The sequence below is a fragment of the Bradyrhizobium sp. SZCCHNS1022 genome (assembly GCF_032484835.1).
Taxonomy (GTDB): domain Bacteria; phylum Pseudomonadota; class Alphaproteobacteria; order Rhizobiales; family Xanthobacteraceae; genus Bradyrhizobium.
Genome location: NZ_JAUETT010000005.1, coordinates 309,226 through 325,105, shown reverse-complemented (window position 1 = coordinate 325,105; position 15,880 = coordinate 309,226). Strand labels below are relative to the sequence as shown.

The 15,880-nt window shown below is 62.6% G+C and carries 11 protein-coding genes; 5 read left to right on the top strand and 6 right to left on the bottom strand.

All coding sequences use genetic code 11. From position 1 onward, the window contains the following. The first annotated feature begins 60 nt into the window (after positions 1-60). Positions 61-1,155, top strand: coding sequence for a TRAP transporter substrate-binding protein (locus tag QX071_RS26905; RefSeq protein WP_315705192.1), 1,095 nt, complete (start codon positions 61-63; stop codon positions 1,153-1,155). A gap of 742 nt (positions 1,156-1,897) precedes the next feature. Then, the gene (locus QX071_RS26900) at positions 1,898-2,170 is read left to right on the top strand and encodes a metal-sensing transcriptional repressor (RefSeq protein ID WP_315705193.1); all 273 of its coding nucleotides are present in this window, start codon (positions 1,898-1,900) and stop codon (positions 2,168-2,170) included. Between the two features lie 99 nt (positions 2,171-2,269). On the opposite strand, the gene QX071_RS26895 is transcribed toward QX071_RS26900, so the two are convergent. From QX071_RS26895 to QX071_RS26885, 3 genes are read right to left on the bottom strand one after another with little or no spacing between them, the layout of a single operon-like run. Beyond that, a complete protein-coding gene (locus QX071_RS26895) occupies positions 2,270-3,859 on the bottom strand; it encodes an efflux transporter outer membrane subunit (protein WP_315705194.1) in 1,590 nt (529 codons plus the stop codon). 13 nt (positions 3,860-3,872) lie between these two features. Next, a complete protein-coding gene (locus QX071_RS26890; protein ID WP_315705195.1) occupies positions 3,873-7,124 on the bottom strand; it encodes an efflux RND transporter permease subunit in 3,252 nt (1,083 codons plus the stop codon). A 37-nt stretch (positions 7,125-7,161) separates the two neighbouring features. Further along, positions 7,162-8,367 (bottom strand): efflux RND transporter periplasmic adaptor subunit, encoded by a 1,206-nt coding sequence (locus QX071_RS26885; RefSeq protein ID WP_315705196.1) that lies wholly within the window; start codon positions 8,365-8,367, stop codon positions 7,162-7,164. A gap of 280 nt (positions 8,368-8,647) precedes the next feature. On the opposite strand from QX071_RS26885, the gene QX071_RS26880 reads away from it, so the two are divergent. The 3 genes from QX071_RS26880 to QX071_RS26870 all read left to right on the top strand — a co-directional run bounded on the left by QX071_RS26880 (position 8,648) and on the right by QX071_RS26870 (position 11,992). Continuing rightward, positions 8,648-9,322 carry a response regulator transcription factor gene (locus QX071_RS26880; RefSeq protein ID WP_315705197.1) on the top strand — a complete coding sequence of 225 codons (675 nt, stop codon included), beginning with the start codon at positions 8,648-8,650 and terminating at the stop codon, positions 9,320-9,322. Position 9,323: 1 nt separating this feature from the next. Next, positions 9,324-10,676 (top strand): HAMP domain-containing sensor histidine kinase, encoded by a 1,353-nt coding sequence (locus QX071_RS26875; protein WP_315705199.1) that lies wholly within the window; start codon positions 9,324-9,326, stop codon positions 10,674-10,676. Positions 10,677-10,903: 227 nt separating this feature from the next. Continuing rightward, complete coding sequence (locus QX071_RS26870) at positions 10,904-11,992, top strand: TRAP transporter substrate-binding protein (RefSeq protein ID WP_315705200.1); 1,089 nt, start codon at positions 10,904-10,906, stop codon at positions 11,990-11,992. A 71-nt stretch (positions 11,993-12,063) separates the two neighbouring features. Here QX071_RS26870 and QX071_RS26865 read toward each other — a convergent pair whose 3' ends face one another. The 3 genes from QX071_RS26865 to QX071_RS26855 all read right to left on the bottom strand — a co-directional run bounded on the left by QX071_RS26865 (position 12,064) and on the right by QX071_RS26855 (position 15,761). Further along, positions 12,064-13,719, bottom strand: coding sequence for a TRAP transporter large permease subunit (locus tag QX071_RS26865; RefSeq protein WP_315705201.1), 1,656 nt, complete (start codon positions 13,717-13,719; stop codon positions 12,064-12,066). Between the two features lie 23 nt (positions 13,720-13,742). Next, positions 13,743-14,324, bottom strand: coding sequence for a TRAP transporter small permease subunit (locus QX071_RS26860; protein ID WP_315705202.1), 582 nt, complete (start codon positions 14,322-14,324; stop codon positions 13,743-13,745). 1,170 nt (positions 14,325-15,494) lie between these two features. Further along, positions 15,495-15,761 carry a hypothetical protein gene (locus tag QX071_RS26855; protein WP_315705472.1) on the bottom strand — a complete coding sequence of 89 codons (267 nt, stop codon included), beginning with the start codon at positions 15,759-15,761 and terminating at the stop codon, positions 15,495-15,497. Positions 15,762-15,880 lie beyond the last annotated feature (119 nt).

The window sequence follows — 15,880 nt, the reverse complement described above, 5'->3', positions numbered from 1 at the left end:
CATCGGCGAATGAGCGCGACTTTTTCAAACGGGAAGAACGCCCAACAAGGAGATGGCTTAATGAAGCGTCGTGATTTTCTGAAGGTATCGGCTGCCGGTGCGGCGGCAACGGCCGCGGTGGCCTCGCCGGCGATCGCGCAGTCGATGCCGGAGATCAAATGGCGGTTGACCTCGAGTTTTCCGAAGTCGCTGGACACGATCTATGGCGGCGCTGAGTATATGGCGAAGCAGGTCGCCGAGATGACCGATAACAAGTTCCAGATCCAGGTCTTCCAGGCCGGCGAGCTGGTTCCCGGCCTGCAGGCGCTCGACGCGACCTCCAAGAACACCGTCGAGATGTCCCACACGGTCTCCTATTATTACGTCGGTAAGGACCCGACCTACGCGATCTTCGCCTCGGTCCCGTTCGGGCTGAATGCGCGTCAGCAGAATTCCTGGTGGTACCAGGGCGGCGGCATGGAGCTTGCCAACGAATTCTACAAGAAGTCGGCCAACGTCATTGCTTTTCCGTGCGGCAATACCGGCACCCAGATGGGCGGCTGGTTCCGCAAGGAGATCAAGACCGTCGCTGATCTCTCGGGCCTGAAATTCCGCATCGGCGGTATCGCCGGCCAGGTGCTTCAGAAGCTCGGCGTCGTTCCGCAGCAGCTCGCCGGCGGCGACATCTATCCGTCGCTCGAGAAGGGCACGATCGACGCGGCCGAGTGGGTCGGTCCATACGACGACGAGAAGCTCGGCTTCCAGAAGGTTGCGAAGTACTACTACTATCCGGGTTTCTGGGAAGGCGGACCGACCGTGCATGCCTTCGTCAATCTCGACAAGTACAACGAGCTGCCGAAGAGCTATCAGGCCATTCTCAGCAATGCCGCCAACAACGCCAACACCTGGATGGCGGCACGCTATGACCTGCAGAACCCGGCGGCGCTGAAGCGCCTGGTCGCCGGCGGCACCCAGCTCCGTCCCTTCACCAACGAGGTGCTGGAGGCTTGCCTCAAGGCAACCAACGAGCTGTGGGGTGAAATCTCCGCCAAGAACGCCGATTTCAAGAAGGTCATCGATGCGATGCAGGCGTATCGTTCCGACGAATATCTGTGGTGGCAGGTTGCGGAATACACCTTCGACAGTTTCATGATCCGCTCGCGCACCCGCGGCTGATCGCGCTCACGATCGCTTTAGCTGATCCGAAGCCCGGCCGTGAGGCCGGGCTTTTTTTGTATTGTGTGCCAGGTTGGACCCGGCGCGGATGACAGGCCTCGGATCAGTGCCTCAGCGCCAGGGAACGTCTCGTCAGTGGCTGTTGCAAGGCGGTTCTTGCGAACACTTCGGTCCTGTAGCGGTCGGCGGCCAACGATGGGCTGGGCTCATCGGAGGCGTCCACCGCCCAAGCACAAATAGGGCGATTGCTCCCCTCGGGCACCGACCAGCGACAGATGAGCCGGGGGCGCGGACGCGCCGCGCGTTGACATGCGGGCCGACAGTTGTCGTTTGCCGGCATGATCGCATCCCGCAGCCGGCGGCGGGATGGAAGCATCTGAAATTTGGGGACTTTCGTAAACATCGCTCACCTCCTTGACCGCGGCTGACGCGGCAGGAAGGGAGCGGAAAGCGGTCACCTAGGTGCGACCGCCAGCCCGCGCGCGGCTGCCGCCGTCGCGATCGATCTCATGATGTGGCGGCAGCGAGGCTCCGATCGAAACAACCGGTCTGGCGCTGCCAAAGCAGGTACTGCCCATGATCTCTTCGTTGGGTTTGAAATACAGCGACGAGCCCGAACGTGCGCGCAACTGCGTTGGCGCACATAGGCTCGGTCCCGGCCTAAGTCAAGCATCGAGTCGACGACATCCGCTATCCTGGGGGGAGGATCACCTGCTATCCTCCAACGAGGAGAAGAGACCGCATGCCAGATCAGCCACACGCCGCGATCGCCCGCCGTCTGCGGCGGGCGCGCGGCCATCTTGAAAGCATCATCGCTATGGTCGAGCAGGGCAGTCCATGTGGCAAGATCGCTCAGCAACTGCAGGCCGTCGAGGGGGCGATCGAGAACGCGAAGAAGGCGCTCATCCACGATCATATCAGCCACAGCCTTGAGCGGAGGTTGAGCGCGTCTGGGAGAAAGTCTCAGGCGCAGGCCATGTTAAAGGATTTCAAGCTGATCGCGAAATATCTGTAGGCGACCTTTGGGGGCCGCTTCCCTTGAGACCCGCCGACATGCGCAGATGCGCGCCTATCGGCACCGGGGCGGTGCCCTTGGCCCGGCAGTGTGCCGTCATCATCTGATACTGGCGTCCACGGCCCGCACCGACCCCGCCATCGCTTCGGTCAATACGCAGTCACGCCAGACCGGTGTGGTGCACGCGGCTGGCCAGCTGCCGCCGAGCGCCATGAACAGCGCCGCAGTATCGGATAGTCGCGTCGCCTCAGCCTGGACGCGGGCGATCGCAGTGTTCAGATAGGCCTGCTGCGCATTCAGCACGGTCACCTGAGTGATCTGTCCCAGCGCGAGCTGCTTCTGGATGATGTCGAGCGTCGCCTTGGCGCTATTCTCGGCCTTGATCGCGGCCTGAACCGCGCGAGCGTCTGCCTGAAGGCTGCGCAGGCCGTCAGCGACGTTCTGCAGTGCGGTGATCACGGCCTGGCGGTACAGTGCGCCGGCCTGATCGAGCGCTGCTTCGCTCGATTTCTGGCGGTGGTAGAGCGTGAAGCCGTCGAACACGGTGGAGGTGGCGCTACCCGCGACCGTGTAGAACAGCGTGCCTGGCGTGAGCAACTCGGCCGCCTTGAATGCGCTGCTGCCGGGATTGCCCGATAACGTGATGTTGGGAAGCCTGGCCGCGATGGCGACCCCGACCAGCGCGCTCGTGGAATGCAGGTTGGCCTCGGCGGCCTTGATGTCCGGCCGTTGCGCGACGAGCGCTGCGGGCAGGCTCACCGGCAGATTTCGCGGCAACGACAAGTGTTCGAGATCGAACTTCTCGAGAATCTCATTCGCGGAGAATTGTCCGGCCAGAGCGGTCAAGAGATCGCGCTGGATTGCGAGCTGCTTCTGCAGCGGCGGCAAGGTCTGTTCGACCTGCGCCAGTGCCGTCTCCTGGGTCAGGACGTCCACCTGCGCGGCCTGACCTGCCTTGAACTGGCTCTGCAGGATACCGAGGATGTCGCGTTCGATCTTGATGATGTGCTCTGTGGCCGCAATCTGTCCGCGTAACGAGGCTTCCTGGATCGCCGCAGTCACCACATTGGCGGTGAGCGTCAGATAGGCCGCCTCGAGCTGGAATTGCGCCTGATCGGTGAGCGCATCGAGACTTTCGACCGAGCGCAGATTCTGTCCCCATATGTCGGGCACGAAGCTGATCGTCAGCTGTGCGGTATGCAGGGTATAGCGCGACTGCGGCGGATCGCCCGGGCCCTGCTGGGTGGCCATGTTGGACGACTGCTGGTCCGCCACATTATAGTTTGCGCCGACCTGTGGATAGAACAGGCCGCGCTGGGCCAGCGCATTCTCGTTCGCGATACGGATCGCGGCATCGGCCGATGCAAGCGTCGGATTGTGCTCGATCGATTGCCGGATGAGCGCATTGAGCGGTTGGGAGCGAAACGCCGCCCACCACCGCACCGGAATCTGGGCACGGGGAATGAATCGTTGCCCTGGGACGCGCGGTCCTTCGCGATCCGTACGCGGCGAGGTCAGCGGCTCCGGCGTATATCCGGTTACATCGGGAGCGGGAGGCGGAGTGAAATCAGGGCCGACAGCACAACTTGCGAGCATCAGTCCAGCCGCCGCGGTGGCTGCCAGATGCAGCCGCGCCTTGCGGGTCCTGCGTGCGAGGCCAAACCGAAGCGGAACGACAATGGCGCGCATTGGTCCGGACTCCCTATTCCGCGGGTGCCGGGGGCGTGGTGGTCACGTCATCGACATTTGCGACCGTATGGTCATGCGCCAGGAAGATGCGCCGCAACGCCGGCGCAACGATCAACAACAGGGCGGGGCCGATGAACATGCCGCCGACAACGACGGTGGCGAGCGGTCTCTGCACCTGACTGCCGATCCCGTGTGAGAGCGCCGCCGGAAACAGGCCGACACCGGCCGACAGTGCTGTCATCAGCATCGGCCGCATCCGTTGCTCAGAGCCGCGAAATACGGCCTCCGCCACGCTGAGGCCGGTGGCCCGCAGTTCTCGGAAATAGGTGATGTTGAGGATACCGTCCATGACGGCGACGCCGAACAACGAGATGAAGCCGATCGCCGCCGAAATGGAGAAATCAAGGTCGGCGAAATAGAGCGCGATCAGGCCGCCGCCGATCGCGAACGGAATGCCGGCGAGCGCCAGCAGGCTGTCACGCAGCGAATTGAACAGGCCGTAGAGCAGCACGAAGATCAGCAGCAGGGTAATCGGCACTACGATGATGAGGCGAGCTTTTGCCGCCTCCAGATTGTCGAACTCGCCTGACCAGACGATGCGGTAGCCGCTCGGAAGCTGCACGGCCTGCGTCACCCGTTCTTGAGCTTCCTTGACGGTACTGCCGAGATCGCGCCCTCTGACGCTGAACTTGATCGGGATGTAGCGTTGGCTGAGCTCGCGATAGATGAAGAGCGCGCCGGTATCGAGCGAGATATCGGCGAGTTCGGAAAGCGGGATGTAGGCGTTGGTGCCGGATGGCGTCGCATAAGCGACCTTGATGTCCTTGACCGCATCGATGCTCTTGCGGAATTTCGCATCGAGTCGGACTGCGACGGCGAAGCTGCGGTCCCCCTCCAGCACCGTCGTCGCATTGGTACCGCCGAGTGCCGCCTGTACCACGGTGGTGACATCACCGGTGTTCAGCCCGTAACGCGCAGCCTTTTCGCGATTGACCTTGATGTTGAGGTTCGGTTGGCCGACGAGGTGGAAGATGCCGAGATCGGCGACGCCGCGGACCTTGGCCATCTCTTCCATCACCTTTGCCGCAGTCTCTTCCAGCACCTGCAGATTGGGGCCGACGATCTTGACCGAGTTGGCCCCCTTGACGCCCGAGAGCGCCTCCTCGACATTGTCCTGAATATATTGGGAGAAGTTGAAGCTGATGCCGGGCAGCTCGGCCTCGAATTCCCGCTGCAGCTCCTCGGTGAGCTTCTCTTTCGTCAGTCCAGGTGGCCATTGGTCGAACGGCTTGATCGGCGCGAACAGCTCGACGTTGGAGAAAGGCGAGGCGTCGCTGCCGTTGTCGGGGCGGCCATGCTGCGACACCACGGTGATGATCTCCGGGTGCCGGAGAAGGATCTCCCGCATCTTGCGGGTCGCCTTAGTGCCGGCATCGAGCGAGATCGTCGGCGGCATCGAGGCGCGAATCCAGAAATTACCTTCCTCTAACGCCGGTAGGAACTCGCTGCCGAGGCGACTCGCCGCGAGCCCGCTCAGGCCGAGGAAGATCAGTCCGCCCGCTACCGCGAACCTGACATGGGCGAGCGACCAGTTGAGTACCGGGCTGTAGAGCCCGCGCAGCCCCCGCACGATCATCGTCTCGACTTCCTCGATGCGCCCGGGCAGCAGCAGTGAGGCAAGCACGGGTGTGACCGTGAAGGTTGCGAGCAGTGCGCCTGCCAGCGCATAGCCGTAAGTACGCGCCATCGGCCCGAAGATCTGACCCTCGACGCCTTGCATCGTGAACAGCGGCACGAAAGCCGTGACGGTGATGGCGGCCGTGAAGAAGACCGCCTTGTCGACCTGCAGCGCGCTGACGAAGATCATGCGCAGCCGTTCGCTCCAGTGGCTCGCAGCCGGATGGCCGTGGGTCGCCAGCGTCGGATCGGGGCCCCAATAGCCTTCCGAGAGCCGCTGGAGTGTGATCTGGCGTGCTTGCGGGCTCGACTGCAGATTCCGAAAGATGTTTTCCATCATGATGACGGCGGAATCGACGATGATGCCGAAATCGACCGCACCGAGCGACAGCAGATTGGCGTCCTCGTTGCGCAACACCAGGATGATGATGGCGAAGAACAGTGCAAAGGGAATGTTCGCGGAGACGATCAAAGCGCTCCTGAGATCGCCCAGGAAGATCCATTGGATGGCGAACACCAGGATGCAGCCGAACACCAGGTTGTGCAGTACCGTGTGCGTGGTGACGCCTACGAGCGAGCTGCGATCGTAATAGGGCACGACCCTGACGCCCGGCGGTAGCGTGCCGTCACTGTTGAGTTTCTCGACTTCGGCTTGTACTTTCGGGATGATGTCGTTGGTGTGCTGCGTGCGGCCCATCACCACGATCGCTGCGGCGATGTCGTCGTCCTTGTCCTTGCCGGCGATGCCGAGCCGCGGCACATAGCCGACCGAGACCGTGGCGACGTCCTTGATCTGGATCGGCAGCCCGCCCGATTGGGTCAGCACGATGTTCTCGATGTCCTGGACGTGATAGCCCTTGGTGACGTCGTCGGCGCCGCCGGAATCGATCAGGCCGATCCCGCGGATGTTCACCGACTGCTGGCCGATCGCGATTTCGCGCCCGCCGACATTGACGTTGGCATTGCCGAGCGCCGAGATGAGCTGCGGCACGGTGATGTTATAGGCTTCGAGCTTCTGGAGATCCGCATCGACATTGAACTGCTTGGTGGTGCCGCCCCAGGAGTTGATCTGGACCACGCCTGGAATGGTCATCAGGCGCCTGGCGACAACGTAATCCTGCAGGGTCCGCAGGTTGGTCAGCCCGAAATTGGGCGGTCCGATCAGCTGATAGCGGTAGATTTCGCCGACCAGGCTCGACTGCTGGATGGTCGGAACCAGATTGCCCGGCAGCTGAATATTCTGCTGGATGCTGTTGGCGGTCTGCGTCAGCGCGAAATAGTAATCGACACCATATTTGAAGGTGACGCGGACGAAGGACAGCCCATAGAACGAGGTCGAGCGGATATTGGCGACGCCGGGCGTCGGATAAAGCCCGACTTCCATGGGGATGGTGTAATACTTCTCCATTTCTTCGGCCGAAAGGCCGGGCGCCTGCGCCGTGATCTCCAGGATTACCGGAGCCGGATTGGGATAGGCTTCGATATTCAGCTTGACGAAGGCGGCGACGCCGGCGGCACAAAATACCAGCAGGCCCAGCACGACGATGGCGCTGCGCGTCAGACCGAACTGGATGATGCTTTTGACCACGACCGGCTACTGTTCGTTGGATGTGAGGGGCGTCGCGTCAGGACGCCCCGGCCGCGGCCATGGCCAGTTTGTTGCTGAGAAAGATCGCGCCGGTCGACGCGACCTCTTCGCCCGCAGCCAGGCCTTCCACAATCTGGCGCCATCCGTCTTGCTCGAGCCCGGTCTTGACGGTTCGGCGCACGAAACGCCGATGATCGGCGGAGACCCAAACCGTCATGGTGCCGTCGCCTTCGCGCACCACTGCCTCGGATGGGACTGCGACGGACTGGCTTGGCTGTTCGGTCTCGATCGTGAAGCTCGCGAGCATGCCTGCGCGCAGCTTGTGCTCGGGGTCCTCGATTATTGAGCGGACAAGCTGGCGGTGCGTGGTCGGATCGATGTTGAGGCCAAGCGTCGTCACGTGGCCGCGAAAGATCTCGGTCGGGTAGGCCGGCACCGTTACTTCGACGGGCTGACCGAGCCGGTATGCGGGTGCGTCGATCTCGATCACGTTGGCGATCATCCACATGGTGGAGAGATCGGCGAGCGTGTAAGGCGCGGGTGCGGTGCCGGGCTGTGCATAGAAGCCGGGGGCGGCGGTACGGGCCACGATCCGTCCGTTGATTGGGCTCGGTACGATCAGGATGGAATCGACCTTGCGATCCGCTAGGATACGGTCGATCTCGGTGTCCGTTTTCCCGAAGATGCGCACCGCGTTGCGCGCGGCCTTATAGTTGCCTTCCGCCGTCTGCTGGTCGGACGTCGCCTGATCAACGTCCTTCTGCGCTCCGCCGCCGGTCTGCAGCAGCTGCTTCACGCGCGCGAGCGTCCGCGTCTGCAGCGCCAGCACGCCGGCGCTGGCCAGCAGGGTGGATTCGGTCTGCAGCAGATCCGGGCTGTCGATGGTGAACAGGGTCTCTCCCTTTTTCACCTCGTCGCCGATGTTGAAGAACGTATCGACGATCTTGCCAGGGTTGGGCGTGAAAACCTGCACTAGCATGTTCTGGTTGAAATCGATCGAACCGACGGCGTTCTTGGTGATGCGAAATGATCTGGTCTCGGCTGGTAGGACCTTGAACGATCCGGCTTGATGCTCGGTGATCTCGACCGACTGATCTACGACGTTGACATCCGGCTGGGCCGTCATGACGGCCGGCGCGTCGGCCGACCGGCCTTCGGAGTGCAGCACGAACCATCCGGTCAGCGCGAGCGCAAGGACCGCTGCTGCTGCGTAACCCGTATATCTGATACGGACTGGAGTCATGCTGTTGGCGGCCCCCCGGCCGTTGGACGAACTGTTGGATGCAAGGTCTGCGCGCGCTCGGGCGGCAACGCTGTCCTGCCGACAACTACGGTTCCTGTTATCAAGGCAAGCTGACGCCAACCTTACAAGAGCCGTGACGAGCGAACGCTTGCCTGGCGCGGTGCTCAAATAACGGCCTTTCGAAGAATTTGCGCTTGGCGTCGGGCTTGTGCTGCGGCAGGACTCGTGCTGCGCCTGGATGGGCGTGTGGTGGCGCTGATTGATGCGCGGGAGTATCGTGATGCGTCTTCTGATCGTCGAAGATAATGTCGAGCTCTCTGAGCTTGTAGCGAAAGGGCTCGTTGCCGCGGGCTATGACGTCGACAGGGTCAACTCGGCTGCCGAGGCGCGAGACGCGCTCCGAGACGTGAACTACGCTGCGATGATTCTCGATCTCGGTCTGCCCGATGATGACGGCCTGGCGGTCCTGGCCGAACTGAGGCGACGGGCCGATCCGTTGCCGGTGATCGTGCTGACGGCACGCGGCGGTGTGCAGGATCGAGTCGCAGGACTGCGCCGCGGCGCCGACGATTATTTGGCGAAGCCATTCGCGTTGGAGGAATTGGTCGCGCGGTTGGAAGCAATTCTCCGTCGTCCGGGCCAGTTGCTCGGCCGTTCGCTCGCTCTCGGCAATCTCGTCTACGACACCGAGAGCCGGCAGATCTTCGTCGACGGTGTGCCTCGCACCCTGTCGGCGCGGGAGACATCGGTGCTGGAAATCCTGCTGCGGCGGCAGGGGCGGGTGGTGCCGAAGAAGAACGTCGAGGACCATCTGTTCGGACTGTCCGGGGAGGTCGGATCGAACGCCGTCGAGGTCTATGTCTCGCGTTTGCGCAAGCAACTGGGGGAGTATGGCGCGAAGATCGTGATCCATACCATCAGGGGCGTCGGCTATCTGATGTCCGAGGAGAAATAGGGTGCGCTTCAAATCGCTGATCTCGCGTATCGTGCTGCTGCACATCCTGGTGATCACGGTGGCCGCCATCGTGCTGCCCTTGATCCTGTTCTGGCTGCTGACTTCCGAGATCGACCAGTTGCAGCGAAGCGTGATGCACAGCCAGGCCGAGGCGCTGGCCGATCGTCTCGCCGCAGCGGCGGACGGCAGCGTCAGTCTCAATCTCTCCGAAAGCCAGAAGGATCTCTATTCCGAAGCCTATGGCCGCTACGGCTACGATGTTCTCGACGAAACCGGGCAGGTGCTGTTCTCCTCTCGAAAAAGCGGGGCCGCCATCCTGCCGCCGCGCGCGCATTCCTCCGGTTCGATCTCGGGAGCGAGCGTCAGCAAGAGCATCGGCGGTCGAAGCCTGACGATCCAGGTCGCTGAGGACCTCGCCCATCGCGATGTCATCACCGACGATATCGCCGCCAACTTCTTTCGGCGGGTAGGATGGATCACGATTCCGACGTTGCTCGCGGTGCTCGCGATCGACATCCTGATCTTCCGCCGGGCCATTGCGCCGCTGCTGCGCGCCTCCGAGAAGGCCAGCCATATCGGACCGTCGCGCACGGACATCAGGTTGCCGACCGAACAGATGCCCAGTGAGATCGTGCCGCTGGTCACGGCCGTGAACCGTGCGCTCGATCGCCTGCAGGACGGGTTTCGGGTGCAACGCCAGTTTACTGCAGATGCTGCGCACCAACTGCGCACGCCACTTGCGGTGCTGCGCACCCGAATAGAAACGCTCGGGGATCGCACCGGCACCAAGGAGCTGCTCGCAGACATCGAGGGCATGAGTCGCATTGTCAGCCAGCTCCTGGAGATTGCTGAGCTCGACACGCTGGTCGTCGATCCCGCCGAGACTGCCGAATTGCGGACGGTCTGCGCCGACGTGGTCGCGGCGATCGCGCCGTATGCGCTTGCGCAAGGCAAGGAGATTGCGCTCAAAGGGACCGAAGAGCCGGTCATGATCCGCGGCAATGCCGATCTGCTGCAACGGGCGATCTTCAATCTGGCGGAAAACGCCATCAAATACACCGCGCCGAAAACGACGGTGGACATCGAGGTGTCCGGGGACGGCTCGGTGCGCGTGCGCGATTGCGGCCCGGGCATCAGGCCGTCCGAGCAGGCGCTGATCTTCCAGCGCTTCTGGCGCGGCGACCATCGTCACACGGACGGGGCAGGACTCGGACTGTCCATCGTGCGCGGGGTCGTCGACGACCATGCTGCGACGATCGCGGTCGAGAACCTGCCGCAAGGCGGAGCGCAGTTCACGCTGCGCTTTCGGCTGGCTGGCGATGCGCCGGCGAGCGCAGGTCATCTGGCGAACTAATCCCTCTCCGTCGGTACGACCAACTCCTCTTGCTGCTCCTCCCGCCTCGACAGACCAGTGCTCAGAGGCTGGTTTTTGCGTTGCGGGATAGTTTTCGCATGGCACCCTGTCGGTGAATGTTCCAGACTGATCTCTACGTGTCGTCATCGGAATGGTCGACGCGCAAAAGGCCTCGCACGAAGGCTAGAAAAAACGAAGACACATCATCGTCCAAGAGGGAGGACAGCATGAAGCGAAGGGATTTCATCAAGGTCAGCGGACTTGGCGCGGCCGGTGCTGCCGCGCTCGCTGCGCCGGCGATCGCGCAATCGATGCCCGAGATCAGGTGGCGCATGCCGACGAGCTGGCCGAAATCGCTCGACACGCTCTATGGCGGCGCCGATATGATGGTCAAAATGGTCGGCGAAGCCACCGACAACAAATTCCAGATCCAGCCGTTTGCCGCCGGCGAAATCGTGCCGGGGCTGCAGGTGCTCGATGCGGTACAGAACGGTACGGTCGAGATCGGCCACACTGCCTCCTACTACTACTTCGGCAAGGACCCGACCTTCACTTTCGGCTCGTCGGTCCCGTTCGGTCCGAACATGCGAATCAACCAGGCCTGGTATATGCTGGGCGGGGGCAGGGAGATCCTCAACGAGTTCTATAAGAAGTATAATGTCGTATCGCTGCTTGCCGGCAATACCGGATGCCAGATGGGCGGCTGGTTTCGTAAGGAGCTGACCAGCGTCAATGACCTCAAGGGCCTGAAATTCCGCATCGGCGGCTTTGCCGGGCGCGTCATGCAGAAGCTCGGTGCCGTGCCGCAGCAGATCGCCGGCGGCGACATCTATCCGGCATTGGAGAAGGGGACGATCGACGCGGCCGAATGGGTCGGTCCCTATGATGACGAGAAGCTCGGCTTCTACAAGGTCGCGCCGCATTACTACTATCCGGGCTGGTGGGAAGGCGGGCCGATGCTGCTGGCCTTCGTCAATCTCGATCGTTGGAATGCGCTGCCAAAGCACTACCAAAATGTCCTCGAGCAGGCCGGTCACTACGCCAACAACTGGATGATGGCGAAGTACGACCAGGCCAATCCGCCGGCGCTGCGGCGACTGTTGGCCAACGGGGCCAAGCTGCACGGCTTCTCGCCCGAGATCATGCAGGCGTGCCTCAAGGCGGCGCGCGAGCTGCACAACGAGGTGGCCGCCAGCAATGCCGATTTCAAGAAGACCTATGAGTCCCTGACAAACTTCGCGAGTAACGGCTATGCCTGGTTCCAGGTCGCCGAGCTCAACTACGACGCCTTCATGGCTCGCAATTCGCAGAGCTGACGCTCGGATCGAAGTCAAAACAGAACCCCGGCGCGGTACGCCGGGGGTATCGCATGTTTGAATCCAGCCCGTCAGAACTTCGGCGGGCCGAAGTCCAAGGGCGGCGCGTCGATCTGGGGGATCTCGATTTTGATCGAGTTCGGATCGACGGTCGAAGCCGCGCCTTTGTAGTGCATGACCATCGACGGGAACAGGATCACCAGCAGCACCATGATCAGCTGGATCACCACGAACGGCACCGCGCCCCAATAGATCTGGCCGGTGGTCACCGGCTCCATCCTCTTGCCGGTGACGCGATCGATGTATGGCTCCTTCGGCGCCACCGAGCGCAAGTAGAACAGTGAGAAGCCGAACGGCGGATGCATGAACGAGGTCTGCACGTTCACGCCCAGGATCACGCCGAACCAGATCAGGTCGATGCCGAGATGCTCGGCGGCCGGCCCGAGCAGCGGGATCACGATGAAGGCGAGCTCGAAGAAATCGAGGAAGAAGGCCAGCACGAACGTGAACAGGTTGACGAAGATCAGGAAGCCGATCTGGCCGCCCGGCAGCGAGGTGAGCAGGCTCTCGACCCAGACATGGCCGTTGACGCCGTAGAAGGTCAGCGAGAACACGCGCGCGCCGACCAGGATGAAGACCACGAAGGCCGACAGCTTGGCGGTGGATTCCACCGCCTGGCGGATCAGGTCGAAGCTCAGGCGCCGCTTCATCGCCCCGAGGATGATGGCGCCGGCCGCGCCCATGGCGCCGCCTTCGGTCGGAGTGGCGAGGCCGATGAAGATGGTGCCGAGCACCAGGAAGATCAGGAACAGCGGCGGCACCATCACGAAGGTGGTCTGCTGCGCCATCTTCGACAGGAAGCGGAAGCCGGTCAGACGGTCGATGACCCAGTTGACGACCGCGACCACGAAGGCGAACACGATGCCGGAGAACATCGACAGCACGACGAAGTCGGCGCCGTGATAGTCCGAGCCGCGCAACATGTACCAGCCGAACACGCAGCTCGCCAGGAACAGCAGGCCGAGCGAGGTCAGGCCGCGGCTGCCATTGTCCTCGCGATAGCCGATCGCTTCCTTCGGCAGCCCGGGGGCCGATTTCGGGAAGATCATACTGGAGATGAAGGCCCAGCCGGCATAGAGGCCGGACAGCACGAGGCCGGGGATGAAGGCGCCTTCGTACATGTCGCCGACCGAGCGGCCGAGTTGGTCGGCCATCACGATCAGGACCAGCGAGGGCGGGATAATCTGGGCCAGCGTGCCGGAGGCGGCGATGATGCCGGCGGCGAGCCGCCGGTCGTAGCCGTAGCGCAGCATGATCGGCAGCGAGATCAGGCCCATCGAGATCACGGAGGCTGCGACCACGCCGGTGGTCGCCGCAAGCAGCGCTCCGACGAACACCACGGCATAGGCGAGGCCGCCGCGCACCGTGCCGAACAGCTGCCCGATAGTATCGAGCAGGTCCTCGGCCATGCCGGAGCGCTCCAGCACCAGGCCCATGAAGGTGAAGAACGGGATCGCCAGCAGCGTGTCGTTGTTCATCACGCCGTAGACGCGCTCGGGCAGGGCCTGCAGGAAGTCAGGCCGGAACTCGCCGAGCCCGATGCCGACCAGCGCGTAGAACAGGCCGACCGCGCCGAGCGAGAATGCCGCCGGATAGCCGAGCAGCAATACCACGACCAGCGACCCGAACATGATGGGCGCCAGGTTGGCAATCAGAAACGCTTCCATCTAATCCCCCCGCCGCCCGGCGCTCATTTCTTCTCGATCGCCTCGACGAGGTGCTCGACCTCGGCCTCGATCCCGTGCGCCTTCGACGCATGCGGATCAGGAATCAGTCCGCGCATGACGGCGATGCGCTTGATCAGCTCGGAGATGCCCTGCACCAGCAGGAAAGCGAAGCCGATCATGATCAGCGATTTCGCCGGCCATTGCGGCAGTCCGCCGGCGTTGCTGGACTGCTCGTTGATCCCGTACGAGTTCAGGAAGAACGGCACGCTGGTGACGATCATGACGATCGTGAGCGGCAAAAGGAAGAACACGTGGCCGACGATGTCGATGACGTCGCGGACGCGTTTCGGCATCATGTTGTTCACGATGTCAATGCGGATGTGTTCGTTATCGAGCAGGGTCCAGGGCGCGCACAGCAGGAACACGACGCTGAACAGCACCCATTGCAGCTCGAGCCAGGCATTCGAGGAGGTGTCGAACACCTTGCGGACGATGGCGTTGACGGCGGATACGATGACGGCGAGCAGGATCAACCAGGCAAGCCGCTTCCCGACCCAGGTTGTGAACGCATCGATCCCACGGCTCAATTTCAGCAGCGACTGCAACGCCGGTCCTCCTCCATGCCGCTTTCCTCTCGCGCTGCACTTCTGGCTGCGGATGTCGCGCAGCGGCCCTATCCGGCCCGGCAGGCGTGAAAATCGGGCGCACCATTTCAGCGGCCACTGGTCCCGTCAATCGGAAAAAAGAGAAATTGACGCCCCGTCAAAGCCTTGCTTGGGAGTGGTAAAGTGAGAGGCTAGGGGGCGGAAAGCACCCTTTCTCGAGAGAGCGGCCCCGCAAGCGGGCCCCGGAGCGCCCCGCGCGTTGCGCGGAGGACAGCCGGAGCGAGGCAGTCGTACCGCCATCGATCGCGGCGGGACAGCGCGTTCGCTGCCGCGTTCGATGTTCTCCGCATTGCACCATGCCATGCTCCACGTGGCTTTTCCGACATGACGTCGCGCTCTCGCGGCGCGTATTGCGTCCGAGCTCTGAATGATGGACCTCCTCTTTAGGAAGAGGAGCAGGGAATGCCGGGAGCTGGCCGCACCCATGGCCCGCCTGCAGAAAGAAAGCAGGCGGCAGTCACCACAGGTCCAGCCGAGACATCCCGGCATTCCCTGCACGATGGCTTTAACGGCTGCTTCGCGTTCTCCTTGGTGCGCCGGGCTTGTTGGCCACCATGCTGCGACAACGCGCTAGGCGCGTTGCGCAGGTGATACCAGCGTCGGGGTATCAGGACCGCGCGACTTGACCGTGCGTGCCGGAGTCGTTCGTCCGCGCGAATGCTCGCGCTGCAACCCGACACACCCACCGCATCCCGCGCTCAGCGTCCGTGACGATCGCGATACACCCCTCAGCGAGGCGGGACGAGCGAATGAAATCACAATTTCTGATAAAGCGAAAGAGGGATATTTTTCGTGAGGGGACTGGACAAGGGTGATCGTTTTGAACCGGCTCGCGAAACGAGTTTTTCGGCGCGGGTCGATTTAGGCCTCAATCGCTCCTCGATTGGCAGGAAATGAGCCGGATCGCGCATTCGCGCGTCTGCTCAGCCGGGGCGAGTCGCCCGACGGGCAGGAATGAGTGCGGTATCCCTTGCAATGTGCAGCCCTTGAGTCCGATCGGCCATTCCCGACGAAGCCGAACCGTGGCGTCGGTTGCGAACAACAAGGTCGCGCCGATAGTAATCGGCGCGACCTCATGTCGCCGGAGCTCGATTGAAATGACGCCGTCGACTACTTCTCCTTGATGACCGTCGTGCTGCTGCTGCCCACGGTGCCTTCGTCTTCGCAGACCTTGGTCTGCTTGATGCGGTCCTCGGCTTCCACGCGGCTGGTGAAGGCCATGGGTCCGATCTGCGTCACGATTTCCTTGTCCGCCGGGCGCGTGGTGGTGATCGTGCAGTGATGGCTGGGTCCTTGCACGACGTAGTACTCATCTGCCATTGCGGGGGCGGCGCATCCGATGATCACTGCGCCAGCAAGAAGAAGGGGTGCTTTCATTGTCGCCTCTCTGTTCAAACGATGCCGAATGGAGGACAAGCGATCAGCGGAACTGTCGCTCATCCAACGATCCTCTCCACGCTGCTGCAACTCGCCCAAACGGCCGTAGTTCCCGGCCT